Raw genomic sequence first — 23,907 nt, forward strand, 5'->3', positions numbered from 1 at the left:
TCGTGCTTAGATCAATAAAATGGCCCGCATCTTACCATACTCCAGCGTAAATTACTCCGCTGAAGGCATGGCGAGAAAACGGACCGCGCGGGCGATATCCCGGGTACGCGGCGCGGGCGGCAGACTGGCCAGAAACGTCGCGCCATAGGGGCGCATTACCAGCCGGTTGTCGCAAATCACCAGCACGCCGCGATCGTCGGCATCGCGGATCAGGCGGCCTACGCCCTGTTTCAGGGTGATCACCGCATCGGGTAATTGCACCTCGTCAAACGGATCGCCGCCACGCAGTCGACAGTCTTCCATTCGCGCTTTCAGCAGCGGATCGTCCGGCGAGGTAAACGGCAGCTTGTCGATAATCACCAACGACAGCGTATCGCCGCGCACATCCACCCCTTCCCAGAAACTGCTGGTCGCCACCAGCAGGGCATTACCGGCGCTGACGAACTGCTGTAACAGCTGGCCTTTACTGGTTTCGCCTTGCAGCAGTACCGGCAGCGTCATGGTCGCGCGAAACTGCTCCGCCAGGTCGCGCATCATGGCGTGAGAAGTACAGAGCATAAAACAGCGCCCATTATTGGCTTCGATGATCGGTCTTAACATTGCCGCCAGTTGGCGCGCCGCGCCCGGCTGGTTGGTTTGCGGCAGATTGCGCGGCACGCAGAGCAATGCCTGACGGCTGTAGTCAAATGGGCTGGGCAGCAGCATCGATTCCGCCTGCTCAATACCCAGACGTGCGGTAAAATGGTGGAGGTCGTCGTTCACCGACAGCGTGGCGGAGGTGAAGATCCAACTCCCCGGCTTCTGCTCCATCACCTCTTTGAATTTGTCCGCCACGGTCAACGGGGTCAGCGCAAGGGTAAAATTGCGCGACGTGCATTCGTACCAGTAGCTGTAACCGGGTTGATTGATCTCTTTCAGCCGCTTCAGGCGCGCCCGGTAGAGGGTGGCGCGCTCAAAGGCGGCGTCAAGCAGCGCCGAGCGGCCAAGCGACAGCTTCGCCACGTCATAACATAACTCGAGGGTGTCATCGAGCAGTAAAAAGGCACGCTGCACGCGCGGATCTGCCAGCAATTCGCGCAGATTGCCGCGATACCCCGGTTCGCCCAGCTGCAGGCGAAAATCCTGCGCGCTTTGCGCCAGACGGTCGGCACATTTTTGCAACTGCTGGGTGTCTTTCAGCTCGGTACGATAGGCAATGGTAATATCTTTCGCCAGATCCATCAGTTGGCGACTGGAAAGCGATTGTCCGAAATACTGGCTGGCAATGTCCGGAAGCTGGTGGGCTTCGTCGAAAATCATCACTTCCGCCTCCGGGATCAGTTCGCCAAAACCGCTCTCTTTGACCACCATGTCAGCGAGAAACAGATGATGGTTCACCACCACGACATCCGCCTCCATCGCTTTTTTACGCGCTTTTACCACGAAGCAGTCTTTATACAGAGGACAGTCGCTACCGAGGCAGTTATCGTTAGTGCTGGTAACCAACGGCCAGGCCTGGGAATCTTCGGCTACGCTGACGCAGGTACTGATATCGCCATCTACGGTCTGGTTCGACCAGGAGCGCAGCAGGATCACATCGCTTAAGGTCTGCACCGGCAGGTCTCCCCCCGCCAGCGCCTGTTGCTCCAGGCGTTCGAGGCAAAGATAGTTTGAACGCCCTTTCAGCAGAGCCAGTTTGCCGCTGTACTGTAGCGCTTTTGCTACCGTCGGCAGATCGCGGCTGTACAGCTGATCCTGCAAGGCCTTCGACCCCGTAGAGATAATCACTTTCTTTTTCGCGCGCAATGCTGGCGCGAGGTAGGCGTAGGTTTTCCCCGTCCCCGTCCCGGCTTCCACCACCAGCGGCTGCGCACGTTTAATGGCCTGTGTGACGGCTACCGCCATCTGTCGCTGTGGTTCGCGCGGTTTAAAACCCGGTATCGCTTTAGCCAGCTGACCTTCTGGTGCAAAATCGTCCGTCACACTACCCCCTGTTAATTTGAACAGGGATTATGTCAGGCCGGAGAGTCTTACGCCAGTTGAAGAAATGTCGACGCCCTGACAATATGGCAGTTTGCCCGCGTATGCAGAACGTTAAAGAGGAAGAATGTATGACGATTATTCGTATTGATGCCGAAGACCGCTGGTCCGATGTGGTGATCCACAACAACACGCTGTACTACACCGGCGTGCCGTCGAATCTGGACGCCGATGCGTTTGAACAGACGGCCAATACGCTGGCGCAGATCGACGCCGCACTGGCGCAGCAGGGCAGCAGCAAGTCACGTATTCTTGATGCAACCATTTTCCTGGCGGATAAAAGCGATTTTGCGGCGATGAACAAAGCCTGGGACGCCTGGGTCGTTGCCGGACACGCTCCGGTGCGCTGCACGGTGCAGGCTGGATTAATGAACCCGAAATATAAAGTTGAGATAAAGATTATCGCGGCGGTCTGAGTCGCTATTCGTCTTCATCGTCAAAACGCGCCACGATCCGTTCGCCGGTATGCGTGGCGCGTAGTTCTTCCGCCACCAGCGCAATAGCCTGACCGCTGCTCATGCCCTGGGACATCAGTTCCTGGATTCGTTCAACCGCTTTCTGCTGCTGCTCGTGGCTGAGTGAAGGTAAACCTGCAAACATCGTCAGCTCCTGCTAAATTGTCTGCGCTAATTATTTCATGCAACCCGTCACATAGCCAGTACAGTCAGGATCAATGAAGACGTTATCTCCCGCGATTATTACGCTCCCCTGGCGTCAGGACGCCGCCGAATACTATTTTGCCCCGCTAAGCCATTTACCCTGGGCGATGCTGCTGCATTCCGGCCATGCGAATCATCCGCACAGCCGTTTTGATATCGTGGTGGCCGATCCATGCTGTACGCTCACCACCCACGGCGACGCAACCCAAATCCGCGACGCGAATGGCGTTCGCGACAGCCACGACGATCCGCTGGCGTTGCTGCAAACGGCGCTGGATACGCTGCAGCTTCATCCGTCGCCTAATGACGCGCTTCCGTTTCAGGGCGGCGCGCTGGGATTATTCGGCTACGACCTTGGGCGACGTTTTGAGTCATTGCCGTCTATTGCGCAGCAGGATATTCCTCTTGCGGAAATGGCGATTGGCATTTACGACTGGACGCTGATTGTCGATCATCACCGCCACACGGTGACGCTGCTCAGCCATACCGACGTACAGGCACGCTACGACTGGCTGAAAAGCCAGCGTTCCCCCGCCCGGACGCCGTTTGCGCTGACCTCCGGCTGGCAGTCGAATATGAGCCGCGAACAGTATGGGGAAAAATTCCGTCAGGTGCAGGCGTACCTGCACAGCGGCGATTGTTATCAGGTGAATCTGGCGCAGCGTTTTCAGGCGGCGTATCAGGGGGATGAATGGCTGGCCTTTACGCAGCTTAATCAGGCCAACCGCGCGCCGTTCAGCGCCTTTATACGTCTTGACGAAGGGGCGATTCTGAGCCTGTCGCCGGAACGCTTTATGTTGCTGGATAAGGGCGAAATTCAGACCCGGCCGATCAAGGGAACCCTGCCACGACTGTCGGACGCGCAGGCCGACCGCCAACAGGCGCAAAGACTGGCGCATTCGGCAAAAGATCGCGCCGAAAATCTGATGATCGTCGACCTGATGCGTAATGACATCGGCCGCGTGGCGATTCCCGGCACGGTGAAAGTGCCGGAACTGTTTGTCGTTGAACCGTTTCCGGCGGTGCATCACCTGGTCAGCACCATCACCGCGCAACTGCCCGCGACGCGCCACGCCACGGATCTCCTTCGCGCTGCGTTCCCGGGCGGCTCCATTACCGGCGCGCCAAAAGTGCGGGCGATGGAGATTATCGATGAACTGGAACCCCATCGCCGCAACGCCTGGTGCGGCAGCATCGGCTACCTGAGCGTGTGCGGCAATATGGACACCAGCATTACTATTCGCACCCTCACAGCGGTTAACGGTCAGCTATACTGCTCTGCCGGAGGCGGCATTGTGGCCGATAGCGAGGAACAGGCGGAATATCAGGAAACGTTTGATAAAGTGAACCGTATTTTGCATCAACTGGAGAACTAACCCGTGGAAAACACAGGCCTGACGCTGGATGATTTTTTATCACGCTTCCAACTTTTGCGACCGCAGATCAATCGTGCGTCGCTCAATCAGCGCCAGGCTGCGGTTCTCATTCCGGTGGTGCGTCGTCCTCAGCCCGGGCTGCTACTGACCCAGCGTTCCGTGCATCTGCGCAAGCATGCCGGACAGGTGGCCTTTCCCGGCGGCGCGGTAGACAGTACTGATGTGTCGCTTATCGCCGCCGCTCTGCGTGAAGCGCAGGAAGAGGTGGCTATTCCGCCGGAAGTGGTGGAAGTGATTGGCGTTTTGCCGCCCGTGGATAGCGTCACCGGGTACCAGGTGACGCCAGTGGTGGGCGTGATCCCGCCAAACCTACCTTATCGCGCCAGTGAGGATGAGGTATCGGCTGTGTTTGAAATGCCGCTGGCACAGGCGCTGCATCTGGGGCGCTACCATCCACTGGACGTTTACCGTCGAGGCGATTCTCACCGCGTATGGCTGTCATGGTATGAGCATTATTTCGTCTGGGGTATGACCGCGGGCATCATTCGTGAACTGGCATTGCAGATTGGCGTGAAGCCGTAGGGTTATGGCGCATGGTCAAACGGAAAATACAGCCTGCGATCTGAAAAGGATATCTGTCACACCGGCAACAGGTTGCATGATGAGACATCCTGCGAGCTGAACAGGATATCTGTCACACCGGCAACAGGTTGCATGGAGAGACATCCTGCGATCTGAAAAGGATATCTGTTACACCGGCAACAGGTTGCGTTCCCCATACGGGCAGTGCTCCTCTGAACTTTCAGCACCCGTGAACGCGCAAGGGAGGCTCGCCGCCGCCTCCCTTGCAACCCAGGCTCCCGGCAGGGAAAATCGCCACTGCGTGGTGCATTCGCCTTTTGCCGTCTGCCTGTCGGGTCGGGGGCGAGCCTGCCTCCCCGCAGGCCGCCCCCTCCGCCCGCTTCCCTGCGGGCGGCCCCGGTCAGCCGTCAACGGCTCATCGATTTTCACGCCGGACCGGATCATCGCTGCCACGCTCTGCTTTTCAGGGAGATGAGTTTCGCTGTGATGAGCAGCTGGCGCTGTACCCTAACAGGTTTACGGTTCTGGTTGATGCTGTTATCCCCTGCCCGCCGCTGTGGAGGTCAGGTGTGGATGGTCCGGCTGAAAATTGCCGACGTGTTTCCGTAAGGCCGGGGGAAGCCGCAGGGAGGCGGCTTCAGGGGGTGCGCAGCAGGGACGCTGCGTCACCCCCGACCCGACAGCCTGAAGGAATAAGCGGAGGGCACCGCGAAGCGGCAATTTTCCGACCGGGAGCCGGGATTGTTAAGGGCGTGGCGGAGAACGCCCTTAACACGTTCGCGGGAGACGGGCACCCTGAGAGGCACAGAACATGGGGCGAACGGAACCCTTCTGCAGGGTTACATGGAGAGATATCCTGTAATCTGAAAGGGTAGCTGTCACACCGGCAACAGGTTGCATGATGAGATATCCTGCGATCTGAACAGGATATCTGTTACACCGGCAACAGGTTGCGTTCCCCATACGGGCAGTGCTCCTCTGAACTTTCAGCACCCGTGAACGCGCAAGGGAGGCTCGCCGCCGCCTCCCTTGCAACCCAGGCTCCCGGCAGGGAAAATCGCCACTGCGTGGTGCATTCGCCTTTTGCCGTCGGCCTGTCGGGTCGGGGGCGAGCCTGCCTCCCCGCAGGCCGCCCCCTCCGCCCGCTTCCCTGCGGGCGGCCCCGGTCAGCCGTCAACGGCTCATCGATTTTCACGCCGGACCGGATCATCGCTGCCACGCTCTGCTTTTCAGGGAGATGAGTTTCGCTGTGATGGGCTGAGCATCTGCCCGCCGCTGCGGAGGTCAGATGCCCTGAGTGGCACAGAACATGGGGCGAACGGAACCCTTCTGCAGGGTTACATGGAGAGATATCCTGTAATCTGAAAAGGGTATCTGTTACACCGGCAGGGAAATTACCCCCCTCAAGTCCCGCAAGCTATACTTATCTTTACGCGCAAACAACACAACCTGAAACTCCCGTCACAACATTAGTAAAAACGCGGTTAATCATTAGTTTAATTCATGTGAATAGTTAAGCTGATGCCGACGTTCCCTCTTACACTATGCGCAGTTATTACATCGTTTCTGGAAGTTTCCAGTCACCCTGTCAGGAGTATTATCGTGATTAGTCTATTCGACATGTTTAAGGTGGGGATTGGTCCCTCATCTTCCCATACTGTAGGGCCTATGAAGGCGGGTAAACAGTTCGTCGATGACCTGGTCGAAAAAGGATTACTGGATAGCGTTACCCGTGTTGCCGTCGACGTGTATGGTTCACTGTCGCTCACGGGTAAAGGTCACCACACCGATATCGCCATTATTATGGGCCTGGCAGGCAACGAACCTGCCACCGTAGATATTGACAGCATTCCGGGTTTCATTCGCGATGTTGAAAATCGCGGTCGCCTGCTGCTGGCGCAAGGCCAGCATGAAGTCGACTTCCCGCAAAATGACGGGATGCGTTTTCACAATGGCAACCTGCCGCTGCATGAAAACGGCATGCAGATCCACGCCTACAGCGGGGATAACGTTGTCTACAGCAAAACGTATTATTCTATCGGCGGGGGATTTATCGTCGATGAAGAACATTTCGGTCAGGACGCCGCCGGTGAAGTCAGTGTGCCGTATCCGTTCAAATCGGCTACCGAACTGCTGGGCTTTTGCAACAGCACCGGTCTGTCGCTTTCAGGGCTGGCCATGCAAAACGAACTGGCGCTGCACAGCAAGAAAGAGATCGAAGACTATTTTGGTCACGTCTGGCAGACCATGCAGGCCTGTATCGATCGCGGGATGAACACCGAAGGCGTGCTGCCGGGGCCGTTACGCGTACCGCGCCGTGCTTCCGCGCTGCGCCGGATGCTGGTTTCCAGCGACAAGCTGTCCAGCGATCCGATGAACGTGATTGACTGGGTGAACATGTTTGCTCTCGCGGTCAACGAAGAAAACGCTGCCGGTGGGCGCGTGGTTACCGCGCCGACAAACGGGGCGTGCGGGATCGTGCCTGCTGTGCTGGCCTATTACGATCACTTTATTGAGTCCGTCAGCCCGGATATCTATACCCGCTACTTCCTGGCGGCCGGAGCGATCGGCGCGCTGTATAAAATGAACGCCTCCATTTCCGGCGCGGAAGTGGGCTGTCAGGGTGAAGTCGGCGTGGCGTGTTCAATGGCTGCCGCAGGCCTGGCGGAACTGCTGGGCGCCAGTCCGGAGCAGGTATGCGTTGCCGCGGAAATCGGCATGGAGCATAACCTGGGGCTGACCTGCGATCCGGTTGCCGGTCAGGTTCAGGTTCCGTGCATCGAGCGGAACGCCATTGCCTCGGTCAAAGCGATCAACGCTGCGCGGATGGCCATGCGCCGTACCAGCGCGCCCCGCGTCTCGCTGGATAAAGTCATCGAAACGATGTACGAAACCGGTAAAGACATGAACGCGAAATACCGGGAAACCTCTCGCGGCGGTCTGGCGATCAAAGTGCAGTGTGACTAAGCCCGCCCACTCACACGCATAATTTTCCTTTCGCCCATCTGCCACGGATGGGCGAAATTTTTTGCCCTCTCTCGTCGGCCCGCATTTTCCCCACTACACTTGCTCTGTTACGGTTGGCTTTTCTGGCCGACGGTTTTCGGGTGGCCTGCATGCAGACAGCACAACGGATCATAAAAAAATATCGCCGCAGACGTTTTATTCTTTGCACGCTTTGTGCGCTGGCGACACTCATTCTGACGCTGAGCGTTCGATTTATTTCGGAGCGGAATTTAAATCAGCAGCGCACCGCCACCTTTGCCTCCCGCGCGGTGGCCTCACTGGATGAGATCCTCCGTCCCCTGCAAAACGGACGCGACAATCTGCTGCCTTTAATTGGGCTTCCCTGCGCCTCGGCGCACCTGCCTTTACGTAAAGAGGTCGCCCGGCTGCAAACGGTACGGGCTATCGCGCTGGTGCGAAACGGCGTGCTGTATTGCTCCAGCGTGCTTGGCCTGCGCGATGTTCCGATCCGCCAGCTTCAGCCCGATCTCCCAGTTGCGGATGCCAGGCTGTTGCTTTCCACAGACGCGGTACTTATTGCTGGCACCCCTATTCTGATCCAGTGGTATCCCGCTTCGCCCGATGGCAAAGACGGCCTGCTGGAGGTGATAAACATCGACCTGCTCATCTCTTTATTGCTGGAGCCGCGAAAACCGCAAATTACCCACGCCAGTCTGACGGTCGGCAACCGCCATCTCCTTTACGGTAAGGGTGTCGTCGCTACTCTGCCTCCTCTCGATGGAGATGAGCGCTATCAACATCACTCGCAGCACTTTCCCTTTACCATCAGCGTCACCGGCCCGGGTGCAGAGGCGCTGGCGTTGAGGACGTTACCGACCCAGTTGCCGCTGGCCCTCCTGCTAAGCCTGCTGGTGGGGTATCTCATGTGGCTGGTCACTGCCAACCGGGTGAGTTTCTCCTGGGAAATTAACCTCGCCATCGCCCAGCGGGAGTTTGAACTGTTCTGCCAGCCGCTACTGGGCGCGCACACGCAGCAGTGTACAGGAGTGGAAATCTTGCTGCGCTGGAATAACCCCCGTCAGGGCTGGATCTCACCGGACGTGTTTATTCCTATCGCGGAAGAACATCATCTCATCGCGCCGTTGACCCGGTATGTGATAGCGGAAACCATTCGGCAACGGCATTTTTTCCCGATGAGCCACCAGTTTCATATCGGCATCAACGTTGCCGCCAGCCACTTTCATAAGGGTGAGCTACAGAGGGATCTGGACCAGTACTGGTTCAGCGCACAGCCTGTGCAGCAACTGGTTATTGAACTAACGGAACGCGATGCCCTGCGGGATGTGGACTATCGTACCGTTCGCGAAATGCAGCGCCAGCATATCAAACTGGCGATCGATGATTTCGGCACCGGTAATAGCTCGCTGTCATGGCTGGAAAAGCTGCGCCCGGACGTGCTGAAAATTGATAAGTCGTTCACCCATGCCATTGGCACCGACGCCGTTAACTCGACGGTGACCGACATTATTATCGCCCTCGGGCAACGACTGAACATTGAACTGGTCGCGGAAGGAGTGGAAACGCAGGAACAGGCGCAGTATTTGCGCCGTCATGGCGTGCATTTGCTGCAAGGCTATCTTTATGCGAAACCCATGCCGCTGCGTGATTTTCCGCAGTGGCTGGCGGGAAGCCTGCCGCCTCCCGCCAGGCATAACGGGCGCATGACGCCCGTGATACCGCTGCGCTAGAGGCGATTACTCCTCTTCATCGTGCGCAGGCTGCTCTTTAACAATTCGCACCAGATCCACGCGATAGTCGTTAGCGTCGACAATGGTAATGCTGAGCGGGGCGACCTCAACCACCTCTCCAACATGGGGGATGTGTCCCTTCGCAGCAATCACCAGACCGGCCACCGTCGCGATATCTTCATCCTCATTAACCAAATTGTCCACCGCCAGCGCCTGTTGCAACGCGTGGAGATCGGTGCCGCCTTTCACTAACCAGCCGTTACCGTCAGCGGTGATTTCCGGCGTTTCGTCAGCATCCGGGAACTCTCCGGCGATAGCTTCCAGCACGTCCAGCGGCGTCACCAGCCCCTGTACGACGCCAAACTCGTTGGTGACGATCACAAAACTGCCGCGGGCGCGGCGCAGTACGCCGAGCAGGTTGATAGGATCCAGCGTTTCCGGGACCACTATCGCAGGCGAAGCCGAGGCGATCGCCGCCACGTCAACGCCCTCTTCCAGCGCCACCAACAATTCTTTCGCCCGCACGATACCAATGATCTCATCCAGTTCGCCACGGCACACCGGGAACAGGCTATGCGGCGAAGAAAGCAGTTGCTCGCGAATTTCATTCACGCTCAGGTTCGCGTCCACCCAACTGATTTCCCCGCGCGGCGTCATGATACCGCGCAGCGAGCGCTGGGCCAGGGTCAGGACGCCGTTAATCATATAGCGTTCTTCTTCCGCAAATGCGCCTTCCGGAATGGGCACCGCTGTCTGGCTGTCCGGCTCATGGGCCACGGCAGCCTGGCGTTTACCGCCCATCAAACGCAGGATGGCGTCGGCGGTACGGGCGCGCAGCGGTAACGTTGACTGATGGCGAATGAAGTTGCGACGCGCAATCTGATTAAACACCTCAATGATGATCGAGAAACCAATCGCCGCGTACAGATACCCTTTCGGTATATGGAAACCAAAACCTTCCGCCACGAGGCTAAGACCGATCATCAGCAGGAAGCTGAGACAGAGCACCACCACCGTTGGGTGCTGGTTGACGAAACGGGTCAGCGGCTTCGACGCCAGCAGCATTACCGCCATGGCGATCACCACGGCCGCCATCATCACTGGCAGATGGTTCACCATACCGACCGCGGTAATCACCGCATCAAGTGAGAACACGGCGTCAAGAATAACGATCTGCGTGACCACCACCCAGAAACTGGCGTAGCCTTTTCCATGCCCTGAATCGTGCTCACGGTTTTCCAGCCGTTCATGCAGTTCTGTTGTCGCCTTGAACAGCAGGAATATCCCCCCCAGCAGCATAATCAGGTCGCGGCCAGAGAAGGTGAAATCCATAACGGAGAACAGCGGTTTGGTCAGGGTCACCATCCAGGAAATGATGGACAGTAGCGCCAGGCGCATAATCAGCGCGAGCGATAAACCGATAAGGCGCGCTTTGTCACGCTGCTTTGGCGGCAGCTTATCCGCAAGAATTGCAATAAAGACCAGGTTATCGATACCCAGAACAATTTCAAGAACGACGAGCGTGAGCAAACCCGCCCAAATTGAAGGGTCCATTAAGAATTCCATGACAAGCTCCTGCTTAAGGAATGGTTAACAGGCGATACGGCAATATGCAGACGAAAAGTGTGACACGAAATGCCAGACTGGCAGGCGCGTTGCGGCCTGAAAGTGAAATGACGTCGGTGACGATCCATATAGCGGGCTGGTGCCCTATACTCCTGATAAGTTAAACGGACGTTAAACATAACAGAGAGAATGCATTTTTGGCAAAGATTTACCTTCCTTTGCAAAGAAATGTAACGGGGATATTTTACTCTACGAAATTTCTCATCGGCGAAAGCTAAATTACGGATCTTCATCACATAAAATATTTTTTTCGATATCTAAAATAATTCACGAAACTCATTGCTTTTTCATTGTAACCCTTATCTGAATCGATTCGATTGCGGACGACGATTCAAATACATCTTACTGAATGATGTGTTAACGATAATAAAGGAGGTAGCAAGTGACCATTGCTATTGTGATAGGCACACATGGTTGGGCTGCAGAGCAGTTACTCAAAACAGCAGAGATGTTGTTAGGCGAGCAGGAAAACGTCGGCTGGATCGATTTCGTTCCTGGTGAAAACGCTGAGACACTGATCGAAAAGTACAACGCTCAGCTAGCAAAACTCGACACCAGCAACGGCGTGCTGTTTCTCGTCGATACGTGGGGCGGCAGTCCGTTTAACGCTGCCAGCCGCATTGTCGTCGACAAAGAGCATTACGAAGTGATCGCTGGCGTCAATATTCCTATGCTGGTTGAAACCTTTATGGCGCGAGACGACAACCCGAGCTTTGACGAGCTGGTGCAGCTTGCTGTCGAAACCGGTCGCGAAGGCGTGAAAGCGCTGAAAGCGAAACCGGTTGAAACGGCGGCGCCTGCGCCTGTCGCCGCTGCGCCTAAAGCGGCGGCCCCCGCGAAGCCGATGGGACCAAATGATTATATGGTGATTGGCCTTGCGCGCATCGATGACCGTTTAATCCACGGTCAGGTGGCGACCCGCTGGACTAAAGAAACGAACGTGACCCGCATTATCGTCGTCAGCGACGAAGTGGCTGCGGATACCGTGCGTAAAACCCTGTTAACCCAGGTCGCACCGCCCGGCGTGACGGCCCATGTGGTTGACGTCGCCAAGATGATTCGCGTTTACAACAACCCGAAATATGCCGGCGAGCGTGTGATGCTGCTGTTCACTAACCCGACCGACGTTGAACGTATTGTGGAAGGCGGCGTGAAGATCACCTCTGTCAACATTGGCGGTATGGCTTTCCGTCAGGGTAAAACCCAGGTGAACAACGCAATCTCCGTCGATGCGAAAGATATCGAAGCCTTCAATAAACTCAACGCGCGCGGTATTGAACTTGAAGCGCGGAAAGTTTCCACCGATCCAAAACTGAAAATGATGGATTTGATCGCCAAAGTGGGCAAGTAACCACCGGCATTTAATTAGCTTTCACACATATGTCTGTATAGCAATAGGAGAAGTACAATGGAGATTACCACTCTTCAGATTGTGCTGGTGTTCATCGTCGCATGTATCGCGGGTATGGAGTCGGTACTTGATGAATTTCAGTTCCACCGCCCACTGGTGGCCTGTACGCTCATTGGCGCCGTTCTCGGGGATATGAAAACCGGTATTATCATCGGTGGTACCCTGGAAATGATCGCGCTGGGCTGGATGAACATCGGTGCTGCGGTCGCACCGGATGCCGCACTGGCCTCTATTATCTCGACCGTTCTGGTTATCGCGGGTCATCAAAGCATTGGCGCCGGTATTGCGCTGGCGATCCCGCTGGCCGCGGCAGGCCAGGTGCTGACCATTATCGTTCGTACCATCACTGTCGCATTCCAGCACGCTGCGGATAAAGCCGCGGAAAGCGGCAACCTGACGGCGCTCTCCTGGCTACACGTTTCCTCCCTGTTCCTGCAGGCGATGCGTATCGCTATCCCGGCGGTGATCGTGGCGATCTCCGTAGGCACCAGCGAAGTTCAGGGCATGCTGAACGCGATTCCGGAAGTGGTGACAGGCGGTCTGAACATCGCCGGCGGCATGATTGTGGTCGTCGGTTACGCGATGGTCATCAATATGATGCGCGCAGGCTATCTGATGCCGTTCTTCTACCTCGGCTTCGTCACTGCGGCGTTTACTAACTTCAACCTGGTTGCTCTGGGTGTGATTGGCGCGGTCATGGCCATCCTCTACATTCAGTTGAGCCCGAAATATAACCGTGTCGCAGGTGCGCCAGTACAGGCCGCGGGTAACAACGATCTCGATAACGAACTGGACTAACAGGTGAACGAAATGGTTGATATGACTAAAACTACCACCGAGAAAAAACTCACTCAGAGTGACATTCGTGGCGTGTTCATCCGTTCTAACCTGTTTCAGGGTTCATGGAACTTCGAACGTATGCAGGCGCTGGGTTTCTGCTTCTCCATGGTACCGGCCATTCGCCGTCTGTATCCGGAGAACAACGATGCGCGTAAGCAGGCCATCAAACGTCACCTGGAATTCTTTAATACCCATCCGTACGTTGCCGCACCGGTTCTCGGCGTAACGCTGGCGATGGAAGAACAGCGCGCCAACGGCGCAGAGATTGACGATGGCGCGATCAACGGTATCAAAGTCGGTCTGATGGGACCGCTGGCGGGCGTCGGCGACCCGATTTTCTGGGGTACCGTACGTCCGGTATTCGCGGCATTAGGCGCCGGGATCGCGATGAGCGGAAGCCTGCTTGGTCCGCTGCTGTTCTTCATTCTGTTTAACCTGGTGCGCCTGGCGACCCGCTACTACGGCGTGGCCTACGGTTACCGTAAAGGCGTCGATATCGTTAAGGATATGGGCGGCGGCTTCCTGCAAAAACTGACTGAGGGGGCGTCAATCCTCGGCCTGTTTGTCATGGGGGCGTTGGTGAACAAGTGGACGCACGTCAATATTCCACTGGTGGTTTCCACGATCACCGGTCAGGACGGACAGACCCGCGTCACCACTGTTCAGACCATCCTCGACCAGTTGATGCCGGGCCTGGTGCCGCTGCTGCTGACCTTCGCCTGTATGTGGCTGCTGCGTAAGAAAGTTAACCCGCTGTGGATTATCGTTGGCTTCTTCGTCATCGGTATCGCAGGTTACGCCGTCGGCCTGCTGGGCCAGTAAGACTGTTGTACACTACCGGGGCCAAACGGCCCCGTTTTTATTTTCTCTGGAGGACAGATGTCGATCACGGACCTGGTGCTGGTTTTCTTTATCGCCGCGTTACTGGCATACGCGATTTACGATCAGTTCATCATGCCCCGCCGCAACGGCCCCACTCTGCTTGCTATCCCCCTGCTGCGTCGGGGACGCGTGGACAGCGTTATTTTCATCGGTTTACTCGCCATTCTGATCTACAACAACGTCACCAGCCATGGGGCAATTCTGACCACCTGGTTATTATGTGCGCTGGCGTTGATGGGCTTTTATATTTTCTGGATCCGCGCGCCCAGGATCATCTTCAAGCAGCAAGGCTTTTTCTTCGCCAATGTGTGGATAGAATATAACCGGATTAAAGAGATGAATTTATCGGAAGATGGCGTTCTGGTGATGCAATTAGAGCAACGGCGCTTACTCATTCGCGTTCGGAATATCGATGACCTCGAAAAAATATATAAACTTCTTGTTTTTTCTCAGTGAGTTACAGTTATAGCCTGAGCAATCTTTTACTGTGTTCCTGGTAATCAAAACATAGCTCAGGCTATATATCCGCTTCGGAAATGTTATTTATTTTAACGTTTTTTTCAAAATTTAAAGTCAAATGAAAATCGTTTTCAATTAGAAGTCAAATAATATTTCCCCGCAGTTGTTTTATATTCTCAAAATATGTTAAGGTTGCGCCGTCATTGGGGAGTAGCCGATTTCCAGACTCCGGAAATGTACGTGTCAACATACTCGTTGCAAAACGTGGCGCGTACGGACTCATCGTCAGTTGAGTCAGGCGAGACCATAGGCGCATCAACTGCTGTGCAGGCCACAGAACATTGTTCCGGCATGCATGTTTACTGGGGGCAGTGGTGTGTTTTATGGAAACCCCGGTCAGGACGCTGTCATGAATATCACCGCCACAATTATTCTCGCTTTCGGCATGTCAATGGATGCATTTGCCGCATCCATTGGTAAAGGCGCCACGCTGCACAAACCTAAATTTTCTGAAGCCCTGCGCACGGGACTGATTTTCGGCGCGGTCGAAACCCTGACGCCGCTGATCGGCTGGGGGCTGGGGATGCTGGCAAGTAAGTTCGTGCTGGAGTGGAACCACTGGATCGCCTTTATCCTGCTGGTTTTTCTTGGCGGCCGGATGATGATTGAAGGCCTTCGCGGCGGTAACGACGAGGATGAAGAACCCCTGCGCCGTCATGGTTTCTGGTTGCTGGTGACCACCGCTATCGCCACCAGCCTCGACGCGATGGCCGTTGGCGTAGGTCTGGCGTTCCTGCAGGTCAATATCATTGCCACCGCGCTGGCTATCGGCTGCGCGACCCTGATCATGTCAACGACGGGTATGATGGTCGGCCGTTTTATCGGTCCCCTGCTCGGTAAACGGGCCGAAATACTTGGCGGGTTGGTCCTGATTGGCATTGGCGTCCAGATCCTCTGGACGCACTTTCACGGTTAAGCCGCGCGTTGCCAGATGTGCAGACTAAAGTCCGTCTGGCAATCAAAGGTCTCTCTGTCGGCCAGCGCCGTCCACACTTCCGCTTTCGCCCGCCAGGCGAATGGCGTCATCTGCAACAACGCCACCGCTGCCTGCCCACTCAGGGACATGGGGTAAGCGAGAGAAACCGACTCGACTAAAGTGAATCCTTCCAGCTGTTCCGCATGCGGCGCATGAAGACGCACGTCATTATAGATCAGCCCTTTCAGCTCCATTAAATGACGCGGCCCTGGCGTGGCGGTGATCACCCATCCGCCAGGTTTAACCACCCGCGCCAGTTCGGCGGCCTTACACGGTGCGTAAATCCTGACAATGGCGTTCAGGCTGGCGTCGGCAAACGGCAGGCGATGGCTGGATGCCACACAAAACGTGACCTGCGGATAGCGTTTTGCGGCGGCTTTAATGGCCACCTTCGCGACGTCCAGTCCATAAAGGGTAGCCGCAGGGAGAGCGTCAGCAAAGGCATGGGTGTAGTACCCCTCCCCGCAGCCGATATCCAGAATCGACGGGGCCGGAACGTCCAGACGCCCACAGAGTTGCGCCACCACGGCGTCACGCAGCGGTTGATAATGCCCCGCGTCCAGAAAGGCGCGTCGCGCCTGCATCATTTCGGCACTGTCACCCGGATCGCGTGAACGTTTGTGTTGTACCGGCAGCAGATTCACATACCCCTCTTTCGCCACGTCAAACTGATGACGCTGTGGACAGAGATAGCTGTTCTTCACCTGCTTAAGGGGCAGGTGACATAGGGGGCAGGAAAACGACATAGTAACTCCGGCAGGCTGCTAAAGGGCGCAAGTGTAGCGCGATTTGCGCCCCGGGAGAATATGTCACCACGTGGTCTCAGGCGCCTGCGCGCCATGCATTACCAGCAGATGACTGGAATCGGCAGGCATGCCGTCCGGTTTTACATTTTCCAGACGCAGCACATCCCCCATTATCTGGCTGAAAACGGGCGCGGACACCGCACCGCCATAATACGAACCGTTTTGCGGATCGTTGATCACCACCACCAGCGCAAATTTCGGCGCGCTTGCTGGCGCGACACCGGCGGTATAGGCCACATATTTATCAACATATTTCCCGTCAGCGCCAATCTTCTTGGCGGTACCGGTTTTCACCGCCACCCGGTAATCCCGCACGGCGGCCTTCGTCCCGCCGCCTCCCGGCAAGGCGACGCTTTCCATCATATGCTCTACCTGCTTAACCAGCGCTTGAGGCATTACCCGTTTCCCCATCACCGGCGGGTCTATGCGGGTAATAGAGAGTGGTCGGTAGATACCGAAACTGCCAATCGTGGCGTAAACGTGCGCCAGTTGTAACGGTGTGACCATCAGCCCGTAGCCAAAGGCAAACGTCGCCCGATCGAGATCGCTCCAGTAGCGGCGCTGCGGCATCAGCCCGCGACTTTCGCCGGTAAGTCCCAGCCCTGTCGGTTGACCGAAGCCAAAGTTTTTATAGGTATCGATCAGCCTCTGAACCGGCATCGCCAATGACAGATGCGACACGCCGGTATCACTCGACTTCTGTAAAATACCGGTCAGCGTAAGCTCCGGGTAAAATCCTACGTCGCGTATGCGATGTCCATCGAGGGTAAACGGATGGGTATCAATGACACTGTCCGGCTGCACTATGCCCTGCTGCAACGCCGTCATAATGACCAGCGGCTTCACCGTCGACCCCGGCTCAAAGGTGTCGCTGATGGCACGATTTCGGAAATCATCCAGCACCGCGCCGTCACGATTGTTCGGGTTAAAGTCCGGGTAGTTCGCCATCGCCAGCACCTCGCCGGTGGCAATGCTCACTAAAATAGCGGCCCCCGACTCCGCTTTGTTCCAGGTGACGGCGTTATCCAGCGCGTCTTCCGTTATGGTTTGCAACCGCTCATCAATACTGAGCTGCAAATTGTGCGCCGGGACTGGACTGACTTCAGTAATGTTCTCAATCACATGACCAAACTTATCTTTTCGCACCAGGCGCGACCCCGGTTTGCCCATCAGCTGCGCGTTAAAACTTTTCTCCACGCCTTCGATACCCTGGCCGTCGATATTGGTAAAGCCGATGAGATTCGCCGCGACGTGACCTGCGGGATAAAAACGACGGGATTCTTCGCGCAAATTGATCCCTGGCAGATTAAGCTTATCGATCCACTGCGCCTGCTGCGGCGAGACCTGACGGGCGAGATAAAGAAAGCGGCTGGACGGATCGCGATTGACCCGGGCCGCCAGCGTACTCAGCGAAAGATGCAGCGTTTTTGCCAGCGCCTGCCAGCGTTCGTTATATCCTACCCCACCCTTGCCGATCAGCATTTTCGGATCTGCCCAGACGGCGTTGACCGGAACGCTGACCGCCAGCGGACGACCTTCCCGGTCGGTTATCATCCCGCGCGGCGAAGCCGTGGTCACATGGCGTAACGAACGCATATCTTCTTGTTTTACCAGCGTGTCGGGCGTCACAATTTGTAGCCATGCCACCCGCCCCAGCAGCAGCCCAAGACTGAGCAATATGGCGAGACAGAGGAGCGCGAAGCGCGCTGGCGTGAAGTTTCTCGCCGCCCCTTCATTTTTCTTTTTCACCTGTACTCCGGCTTTCATTCTTTTCAGGTGATTGATTTAACGAGAAATCCGGAAGGAAAGCGGGGAGAACAATGCTAATAATGTCGCGGCTTTGCAACAAACCACTAACGGATGAGGGTTTTGAAATATTTTGAAGGATTATGAATTAAAAAGCCCCGCATTCGCGAGGCTTTAAATCTGAGTGTGATGCGCGCGAGCGCTTCAAATCAGTGGTGTCGATCAGATAGCGGTTACGTTAACAGCAGCCGGGCCTTTCTGGCCGTCCTGAATTTCGAACTCAACGTTCTGGCCTTCAGCCAGAGTTTTGAAGCCATTACCCTGGATAGCGGAGAAGTGTACAAACACATCTTTGCTGCCGTCTGCCGGAGTAATAAAGCCAAAACCTTTAGACTCGTTGAACCACTTAACTTGACCTTTAATCTTTGCCATTTGCAAAATTCCTTAGAGTGTTTTCTTTGCCCGCAGGCATTACCTAGATGAAACTGAGACATTACTGCATGAGGCACTAATATAAGGTTCGGCAGAGAAGCGGTATTCAACGACAACGTGTTTACTCAGGACTTCTTTACTGAAAATGCCACACATAAACAGAACTGTACCTCGTTTAACCCAAAACCTGTTATCACATACAACGTTAATTATGGCAAGCCATTTTTAAACGTGTCTCGATCCGTCGCACAAATCTCACGAGACGATAAGGTGTATCTGCACAGTTATGCGTCAACACGCGTATCGTTATATTCCCGCGGCGTTCCAGCGCCTTCGCCGGATCGGTTGCGCAACAAGGACTTGTTAACCATAGACCAGGAGTTTCAGAACCGCCAGCTTATCCCCGATCATTTTGTTGGTTTACGGCGTTTTCACAAATTCTGCTTTGTTATGCATAAATTGTTTCAACGCAAAAATGTCGGGTTGCATAAATTCCAAAACATTTTACCCTGCCGGGTTTTCTTCTCTTCTTATGCACTAATTTAATGAAAGAATGATGACAATGCACAAAAAAAGGGAGAGAAACGTTTCGATAAAAATAAAACCGATCGTTATCACATAACGAAAACCAACACGTTATTCCCGGTTAAGAAAATATAATACCGAGACAGCGCACGATAACAGTTTAATAGAACGAGGAAAAAGGGATATAACGAAGCGGTGGGGAATGCACAAATAAAGTGCGCCTGCAAAAGCGACATGCAGGAGTGACGCGATGGCAGGCAACGTCACTCCCGTTCTTACCGCTGGATTAACGCTCTGCAACAAGACGGATGATGCCATCATCCTCTTTTGCGTCGTTCACTGCTTTTGGCGCTTCCGTGGTTTTCTCCGGTTCGTTGGCTTCACAGAGGCGGCGCAGCAATGCATTTTGCCGCTTCTGTTGTTCCAGTAACGCTTCAAGCAGTTCTATCTGCTCGTTCGTTCGAGAGCTGGCGCGGTTAACGAAGAACCACAGCACCAGACCGACAACCAGAACCCCCACCGATACAATCAATGACGCAAAATTGAGCACGCCAGAATTTACAACTTCGTTCATTTCACCACCTCACAATAGACGCGCTATTCTACCACCGCGCCAGAGGAAGGAAATCAACGGATGCGAAAATGGCATCACCAGGGGATAAATTTATTGATGGCGCAAATTCCATTGAAGAATTGAACATCCTGATCGCACATGAGGTTGAACACCTGAGCCCACAGCAGCAGGCACACGAGTATAACAACGACCAGAATGACCCATCGAAACTTTTTCACTCCACTCTCCGCTTCAACACCTTATGGCGCTAAATTACCATGCGCTACTTAAACCGGGGCTAACTGTAGCGACAATAGCATCTTTTAGGAATCATTCACTTGTTTCAATAGTTGTAGCCGTTAAGCTCAGTCACACCAACAAAAGAAAAGAGGTCATAATGCGTTTGATTATTCGCGCTATTGTTTTGCTTGCGCTGGTCTGGATTGGCCTGTTACTGAGTGGGTATGGTGTGCTGATCGGCAGCCAGGAGAACGCAGCCGGATTGGGCCTGCAGTGTAAATACTTAACGGCCCGTGGCACGGCGACTGCGCAATATATTCATTCTGATAGCGGCATCATTGGTTTAACGAACTGCCCGCTGCTACGCAAAAGCGCAGTGGTGGTGGATAATAATTAATCTTCTGCCGAAGCGGGAGAGGAAGCAAATAAGAAATACAGGAACGATTTGCCCCTGTATTTCTTGTCACGTCTCGCGTTGCGTTAACGCGTCATCTCAATCCGTAGATTGTCAAAACGGATAATCGTTATAGCCCATTTGTTCAGAGATTTTACGTGCGGCGGTATGCAGCATTTCAACATACTCGTGCAAGCGTTCTTCAGAGAAACGTAGGGTCGGGAAAGAAATGCTGAGACCGGCGATCACTACGCCAAAACGGTCGAATACCGGCACCCCGATGCAGCGCAATCCTTCTTCCTGTTCTTCATTGTCTTCGCCGTAGCCCTGCTCGCGCACCTTATCCAGCAGCGGCAGCAACGCTTCCGTGGTGGTGATGGTACGTTCGGTGCTGCGTTTATACTCAACGCCGTCAAGAATTTGCTTCACTTCCTCACGGTCGCGCCAGGCCAGCAGGACTTTACCAATCGCGGTACTGTACAGCGGGTTACGGCGGCCAATTCGGGAGTACATGCGCAGATTGTACATGGAGTCGATTTTATGGATGTAAACGATGCTGTCTTCATCCAGCGCCCCCAGGTGCACCGTCTCTTTGGTCAGACGGGAAAGTTCTCGCATCTGGATATCGGCGCTGCGGATAAGATCGACGTTTTGCAACGCACGCGCGCCCAGTTCAAACAGTTTGAGCGTCAGAGAATACTTCTCTGATTCGCCTTCCTGCGCCACATAGCCCAGGGTTTTCATGGTCTGCAAAAAGCGATAAACGGTGCTCTTTGACATCATGACGCGCTGAGACAGCTCGGTAATCCCTATTTCACGCTCTTCTCCCAGCGCCTGCAAAATGCCAAAAACCTTTAGCACGGAAGATACAGAATCGGGCTGTTTATCCAGATCTGCGTTAGCCATTTATCACCTCATTACGAGTGTTTTATAAAAATCAGAACGAGTTTTTATTATAATTTCAGCGCCAGGCGGCCGCAATCCATCTTTGCTTACTTCGTTACAAATCTGCGACATAAGGCCTGAATATCAGTGCTAAAATCGCTACCCTGATCATACTCCTCGCAAAAACTATCAACCATATGAATAAATCACAGGCCGACGGTCTGCCGCTTCCGCAGCGCTACGGTGCTATTTTCACCATCGTCATCGGGATCTCAATGGCCGTGCTTGATGGCGCGATCGCTAATGTGGCGTTGCCCACCATCGCCACCGATCTCCAGGCTTCTGCCGCCAGCTCTATCTGGGTGGTTAACGCTTACCAAATCGCGATTGTCGTTTCGTTACTGTCACTGTCTTTTCTTGGCGATATGTTTGGCTATCGCCGTATTTACAAATGCGGACTGGTGGTCTTTCTGCTGGCTTCGCTTTTCTGCGCGCTTTCCGACTCGTTACAGATGCTCACCGTGGCGCGTGTGGCGCAGGGTTTCGGTGGCGCGGCGTTAATGAGCGTCAATACGGCGCTCATCCGTCTGATCTACCCTCAGCGCCATCTGGGACGCGGAATGGGGATTAACTCGTTTATTGTCGCCGTCTCGTCTGCCGCTGGCCCCACCATTGCCGCCGCCATCCTCTCCATCTCATCATGGAAGTGGCTGTTTTTAATTAATGTCCCGCTGGGCATTATCGCCCTGCTGCTGGCAATCCGCTATCTGCCGCCCAACGCGCCGCGGGAGAATAAACCACGCTTCGATCTCCCGAGCGCGATCATGAATGCCTTGACGTTTGGTCTGTTAATCACGGCCCTCAGTGGTTTTGCGCAAGGACAATCGCTGACGTTAATTACCGCGGAGCTGGTGGCGCTGATGATAGTAGGTTACTTATTTATCCGCCGACAGTTGGCCCTTCCTGTGCCGCTGTTGCCGGTCGATCTGCTGCGTATTCCGCTTTTTTCCCTGTCGATTGGCACATCCATCTGCTCTTTCTGCGCTCAAATGCTGGCAATGGTCTCCCTGCCTTTTTATCTGCAAACGGTTCTGGGACGTAGTGAAGTGGAAACCGGCTTGCTGTTGACCCCCTGGCCGCTGGCCACAATGGTGATGGCCCCGCTGGCGGGGTATCTGATCGAGCGTGTTCACGCCGGATTACTTGGCGCGATGGGCATGGTGGTGATGGCATGCGGCCTGTTCGCGCTGGTGTTGCTGCCTTCTGCGCCGTCCGACTTTAATATCATCTGGCCGATGATTTTATGCGGGGCGGGTTTTGGACTGTTCCAGTCGCCAAACAATCACACCATTATCACGTCAGCCCCGCGCGAACGCAGCGGCGGCGCGAGCGGTATGCTGGGAACAGCACGTCTGCTGGGACAAAGTACGGGCGCGGCATTGGTTGCCCTTATGCTCAACCATTTCGGTGATAACGGCACGCACGTTTCCCTGCTGGCAGCCGGTATTCTGGCGTCGGTGGCGGCCGTGGTGAGTGGGTTACGCATCACTCAACCTCGTTCGCAGGCGTAAAAAATGCGCGTCAAAAGACGCGCATTCAGATTCAACCATGATGTCCGGGAAGCGTCAGCGCCACCGGACATCATGTCTTACTTCAGGTATGCGCCACTGCGCAGCGCTTCGATACGTTTATCCAGCGGCGGGTGCGTCATAAACAGTTCGCTCAGGGACTTGCCCTTACCGTTAATGCAAAACGCCATCATGCTGGATGCTTCCTGCGGTTCATAGCTGGTTTTCAGACGCTGTAATGCGGCAATCATTTTTTCACGCCCGACCAGCTTCGCAGAGCCCGCGTCGGCATGGAATTCACGGTGACGGGAGAACCACATGGTGATAATGCTTGCCAGAATGCCGAAGACCAGCTCCAGAACCATCGCCACCACGAAGTAGATCATCGGGTTGCCGTTGCTGCCCTCACCCTCGTCGCGGTTGCCGCCAAGAAAACCTGCGGCGATCTGCGCCAGAATACGCGAAATAAAGATAACAAAGGTGTTCACGACCCCCTGAATCAGGGTCATTGTCACCATGTCACCATTGGCGATATGGCTAATTTCGTGCGCAATGACCGCTTCGGCTTCGTCCGGACTCATGTTTTGCAGCAGGCCAGTACTGACCGCCACCAGCGACGCGTCACGGCGCGCACCGGTCGCAAAGGCGTTAATATCCGGCGCATGGTAAATAGCCACCTGCGGCATAGCGATACCCGCCTGACGCGCCTGCGTTTCGACGGTATTTAACAGCCAGCGTTCTCTTTCATTGCGCGGTTGCTCAATCACTTCTCCGCCCACGGAACGCAACGCCATCCATTTGGACATCAGCAGAGAGATGAAGGAACCACCAAAACCGAACAGCAGCGCCATGATCATCAGGCCCTGTACGCTGCTCGACTGAATTCCTGTCAGACTTAACACCAGACCGAACACAACCATGACGGCCAGGTTCGTTAACAGGAAGAGCGCGATTCGCATCATAATTTTCTTTTAACCTCAACTTAACAAAACGCACTATGCGATTACCCACATCGTATGGGTCGTATGGTTATTTTCAAGCATCAGCGGGCGGTAAGTCACCAGAAAGACACAACTTTACATTTTGTTGCCGTTGGCTGACGTCCTGCTGCGAGTGTTAAAAAAACAGGCACAATTTCTTGTGCCTGTGTGGG

Annotated in this window: 23 protein-coding genes and 1 riboswitch; of the genes, 12 read left to right on the forward strand and 11 right to left on the reverse strand. The window is 54.9% G+C overall.

Going from position 1 to position 23,907, the window contains the following annotated elements; genetic code table 11:
• Nucleotides 1-51: 51 nt before the first annotated feature.
• Nucleotides 52-1,962, reverse strand: coding sequence for an ATP-dependent DNA helicase (locus HVX72_RS12455; RefSeq protein WP_042287723.1), 1,911 nt, complete (start codon nucleotides 1,960-1,962; stop codon nucleotides 52-54).
• Between the two features lie 128 nt (nucleotides 1,963-2,090).
• Between HVX72_RS12455 and HVX72_RS12460 the strand changes: the two genes are divergently transcribed.
• Nucleotides 2,091-2,435: a RidA family protein gene (locus tag HVX72_RS12460; protein ID WP_060569604.1), complete on the forward strand. Its 345-nt coding sequence runs from the start codon at nucleotides 2,091-2,093 to the stop codon at nucleotides 2,433-2,435.
• A 4-nt stretch (nucleotides 2,436-2,439) separates the two neighbouring features.
• Here HVX72_RS12460 and HVX72_RS12465 read toward each other — a convergent pair whose 3' ends face one another.
• On the reverse strand, nucleotides 2,440-2,619 hold the full coding sequence (locus tag HVX72_RS12465; RefSeq protein ID WP_042287725.1) for a YoaH family protein: 180 nt from the start codon (nucleotides 2,617-2,619) through the stop codon (nucleotides 2,440-2,442).
• A 73-nt stretch (nucleotides 2,620-2,692) separates the two neighbouring features.
• On the opposite strand from HVX72_RS12465, the gene pabB reads away from it, so the two are divergent.
• The 4 genes from pabB to HVX72_RS12485 all read left to right on the forward strand — a co-directional run bounded on the left by pabB (nucleotide 2,693) and on the right by HVX72_RS12485 (nucleotide 9,351).
• Nucleotides 2,693-4,054, forward strand: coding sequence for an aminodeoxychorismate synthase component 1 (gene pabB / locus HVX72_RS12470; protein ID WP_042287727.1), 1,362 nt, complete (start codon nucleotides 2,693-2,695; stop codon nucleotides 4,052-4,054).
• Nucleotides 4,055-4,057: 3 nt separating this feature from the next.
• The gene (locus HVX72_RS12475; protein WP_042287729.1) at nucleotides 4,058-4,636 is read left to right on the forward strand and encodes a CoA pyrophosphatase; all 579 of its coding nucleotides are present in this window, start codon (nucleotides 4,058-4,060) and stop codon (nucleotides 4,634-4,636) included.
• Nucleotides 4,637-6,238: 1,602 nt separating this feature from the next.
• Complete coding sequence (gene sdaA / locus HVX72_RS12480) at nucleotides 6,239-7,603, forward strand: L-serine ammonia-lyase (RefSeq protein WP_042287775.1); 1,365 nt, start codon at nucleotides 6,239-6,241, stop codon at nucleotides 7,601-7,603.
• Between the two features lie 149 nt (nucleotides 7,604-7,752).
• A complete protein-coding gene (locus HVX72_RS12485) occupies nucleotides 7,753-9,351 on the forward strand; it encodes an EAL domain-containing protein (RefSeq protein WP_181821469.1) in 1,599 nt (532 codons plus the stop codon).
• Between the two features lie 6 nt (nucleotides 9,352-9,357).
• On the opposite strand, the gene yoaE is transcribed toward HVX72_RS12485, so the two are convergent.
• A complete protein-coding gene (gene yoaE / locus HVX72_RS12490; protein WP_042287780.1) occupies nucleotides 9,358-10,917 on the reverse strand; it encodes a CNNM family cation transport protein YoaE in 1,560 nt (519 codons plus the stop codon).
• Nucleotides 10,918-11,359: 442 nt separating this feature from the next.
• On the opposite strand from yoaE, the gene manX reads away from it, so the two are divergent.
• From manX to mntP, 5 genes are all read left to right on the forward strand, one after another.
• Nucleotides 11,360-12,328, forward strand: a complete 969-nt coding sequence (gene manX, locus HVX72_RS12495) for a PTS mannose transporter subunit IIAB (RefSeq protein ID WP_042287785.1) — start codon at nucleotides 11,360-11,362, stop codon at nucleotides 12,326-12,328.
• Between the two features lie 57 nt (nucleotides 12,329-12,385).
• Nucleotides 12,386-13,186, forward strand: coding sequence for a PTS mannose/fructose/sorbose transporter subunit IIC (locus tag HVX72_RS12500; RefSeq protein WP_042287787.1), 801 nt, complete (start codon nucleotides 12,386-12,388; stop codon nucleotides 13,184-13,186).
• Between the two features lie 12 nt (nucleotides 13,187-13,198).
• Nucleotides 13,199-14,050: a PTS mannose transporter subunit IID gene (locus tag HVX72_RS12505; protein WP_024132703.1), complete on the forward strand. Its 852-nt coding sequence runs from the start codon at nucleotides 13,199-13,201 to the stop codon at nucleotides 14,048-14,050.
• A 57-nt stretch (nucleotides 14,051-14,107) separates the two neighbouring features.
• A complete protein-coding gene (locus tag HVX72_RS12510; protein ID WP_181821470.1) occupies nucleotides 14,108-14,566 on the forward strand; it encodes a DUF986 family protein in 459 nt (152 codons plus the stop codon).
• A 196-nt stretch (nucleotides 14,567-14,762) separates the two neighbouring features.
• Nucleotides 14,763-14,865, forward strand: a riboswitch (yybP-ykoY riboswitch).
• Between the two features lie 113 nt (nucleotides 14,866-14,978).
• Entirely contained in the window at nucleotides 14,979-15,545 is a 567-nt protein-coding gene (gene mntP, locus HVX72_RS12515; protein WP_181821471.1) for a manganese efflux pump MntP, read from the forward strand.
• Here the strand turns inward: mntP and rlmA are convergent.
• The 6 genes from rlmA to mgrB form a co-directional block, all read right to left on the reverse strand.
• Nucleotides 15,542-16,351: a 23S rRNA (guanine(745)-N(1))-methyltransferase gene (rlmA, locus tag HVX72_RS12520; RefSeq protein ID WP_060569599.1), complete on the reverse strand. Its 810-nt coding sequence runs from the start codon at nucleotides 16,349-16,351 to the stop codon at nucleotides 15,542-15,544. The genes mntP and rlmA overlap by 4 nt on opposite strands.
• Nucleotides 16,352-16,414: 63 nt before the next feature.
• Complete coding sequence (gene ftsI / locus HVX72_RS12525) at nucleotides 16,415-18,160, reverse strand: peptidoglycan glycosyltransferase FtsI (RefSeq protein WP_181821472.1); 1,746 nt, start codon at nucleotides 18,158-18,160, stop codon at nucleotides 16,415-16,417.
• Nucleotides 18,161-18,379: 219 nt separating this feature from the next.
• A complete protein-coding gene (gene cspE / locus HVX72_RS12530; RefSeq protein ID WP_001062678.1) occupies nucleotides 18,380-18,589 on the reverse strand; it encodes a transcription antiterminator/RNA stability regulator CspE in 210 nt (69 codons plus the stop codon).
• Nucleotides 18,590-18,628: 39 nt separating this feature from the next.
• Nucleotides 18,629-18,745 (reverse strand): DUF2627 domain-containing protein, encoded by a 117-nt coding sequence (locus tag HVX72_RS12535; protein WP_042287799.1) that lies wholly within the window; start codon nucleotides 18,743-18,745, stop codon nucleotides 18,629-18,631.
• A 655-nt stretch (nucleotides 18,746-19,400) separates the two neighbouring features.
• Nucleotides 19,401-19,688 carry a YebO family protein gene (locus HVX72_RS12540; RefSeq protein WP_042287801.1) on the reverse strand — a complete coding sequence of 96 codons (288 nt, stop codon included), beginning with the start codon at nucleotides 19,686-19,688 and terminating at the stop codon, nucleotides 19,401-19,403.
• A gap of 74 nt (nucleotides 19,689-19,762) precedes the next feature.
• Nucleotides 19,763-19,906 (reverse strand): PhoP/PhoQ regulator MgrB, encoded by a 144-nt coding sequence (gene mgrB / locus HVX72_RS12545; protein WP_181821473.1) that lies wholly within the window; start codon nucleotides 19,904-19,906, stop codon nucleotides 19,763-19,765.
• A 158-nt stretch (nucleotides 19,907-20,064) separates the two neighbouring features.
• Between mgrB and HVX72_RS12550 the strand changes: the two genes are divergently transcribed.
• A complete protein-coding gene (locus HVX72_RS12550; protein ID WP_181821474.1) occupies nucleotides 20,065-20,304 on the forward strand; it encodes a YobH family protein in 240 nt (79 codons plus the stop codon).
• A gap of 111 nt (nucleotides 20,305-20,415) precedes the next feature.
• Here HVX72_RS12550 and kdgR read toward each other — a convergent pair whose 3' ends face one another.
• Nucleotides 20,416-21,207, reverse strand: a complete 792-nt coding sequence (kdgR, locus tag HVX72_RS12555) for a DNA-binding transcriptional regulator KdgR (protein ID WP_042287810.1) — start codon at nucleotides 21,205-21,207, stop codon at nucleotides 20,416-20,418.
• Between the two features lie 176 nt (nucleotides 21,208-21,383).
• On the opposite strand from kdgR, the gene HVX72_RS12560 reads away from it, so the two are divergent.
• Nucleotides 21,384-22,757 carry an MFS transporter gene (locus HVX72_RS12560; RefSeq protein WP_042287812.1) on the forward strand — a complete coding sequence of 458 codons (1,374 nt, stop codon included), beginning with the start codon at nucleotides 21,384-21,386 and terminating at the stop codon, nucleotides 22,755-22,757.
• Between the two features lie 77 nt (nucleotides 22,758-22,834).
• Here the strand turns inward: HVX72_RS12560 and htpX are convergent, their stop codons facing one another.
• The gene (gene htpX / locus HVX72_RS12565) at nucleotides 22,835-23,716 is read right to left on the reverse strand and encodes a protease HtpX (protein WP_042287815.1); all 882 of its coding nucleotides are present in this window, start codon (nucleotides 23,714-23,716) and stop codon (nucleotides 22,835-22,837) included.
• Nucleotides 23,717-23,907 lie beyond the last annotated feature (191 nt).

It is taken from the genome of Citrobacter sp. RHB21-C05, from assembly GCF_013889015.1.
Taxonomy (GTDB): domain Bacteria; phylum Pseudomonadota; class Gammaproteobacteria; order Enterobacterales; family Enterobacteriaceae; genus Citrobacter_A; species Citrobacter_A sedlakii.

Bases quoted from the DNA above. Each gene is read 5' to 3' on its own strand.
- HVX72_RS12460 (WP_060569604.1), top strand. From the start codon at position 2,091: ATGACGATTATTCGTATTGATGCCGAAGACCGCTGGTCCGATGTGGTG.
- HVX72_RS12465 (WP_042287725.1), bottom strand. From the start codon at position 2,619: ATGTTTGCAGGTTTACCTTCACTCAGCCACGAGCAGCAGCAGAAAGCG.
- pabB (WP_042287727.1), top strand. From the start codon at position 2,693: ATGAAGACGTTATCTCCCGCGATTATTACGCTCCCCTGGCGTCAGGAC.
- HVX72_RS12485 (WP_181821469.1), top strand. From the start codon at position 7,753: ATGCAGACAGCACAACGGATCATAAAAAAATATCGCCGCAGACGTTTT.
- yoaE (WP_042287780.1), bottom strand. From the start codon at position 10,917: ATGGAATTCTTAATGGACCCTTCAATTTGGGCGGGTTTGCTCACGCTC.
- HVX72_RS12500 (WP_042287787.1), top strand. From the start codon at position 12,386: ATGGAGATTACCACTCTTCAGATTGTGCTGGTGTTCATCGTCGCATGT.
- HVX72_RS12505 (WP_024132703.1), top strand. From the start codon at position 13,199: ATGGTTGATATGACTAAAACTACCACCGAGAAAAAACTCACTCAGAGT.
- HVX72_RS12510 (WP_181821470.1), top strand. From the start codon at position 14,108: ATGTCGATCACGGACCTGGTGCTGGTTTTCTTTATCGCCGCGTTACTG.
- mntP (WP_181821471.1), top strand. From the start codon at position 14,979: ATGAATATCACCGCCACAATTATTCTCGCTTTCGGCATGTCAATGGAT.
- rlmA (WP_060569599.1), bottom strand. From the start codon at position 16,351: ATGTCGTTTTCCTGCCCCCTATGTCACCTGCCCCTTAAGCAGGTGAAG.
- cspE (WP_001062678.1), bottom strand. From the start codon at position 18,589: ATGGCAAAGATTAAAGGTCAAGTTAAGTGGTTCAACGAGTCTAAAGGT.
- HVX72_RS12535 (WP_042287799.1), bottom strand. From the start codon at position 18,745: ATGTGTGGCATTTTCAGTAAAGAAGTCCTGAGTAAACACGTTGTCGTT.
- HVX72_RS12540 (WP_042287801.1), bottom strand. From the start codon at position 19,688: ATGAACGAAGTTGTAAATTCTGGCGTGCTCAATTTTGCGTCATTGATT.
- HVX72_RS12550 (WP_181821474.1), top strand. From the start codon at position 20,065: ATGCGTTTGATTATTCGCGCTATTGTTTTGCTTGCGCTGGTCTGGATT.
- kdgR (WP_042287810.1), bottom strand. From the start codon at position 21,207: ATGGCTAACGCAGATCTGGATAAACAGCCCGATTCTGTATCTTCCGTG.
- HVX72_RS12560 (WP_042287812.1), top strand. From the start codon at position 21,384: ATGAATAAATCACAGGCCGACGGTCTGCCGCTTCCGCAGCGCTACGGT.
- htpX (WP_042287815.1), bottom strand. From the start codon at position 23,716: ATGATGCGAATCGCGCTCTTCCTGTTAACGAACCTGGCCGTCATGGTT.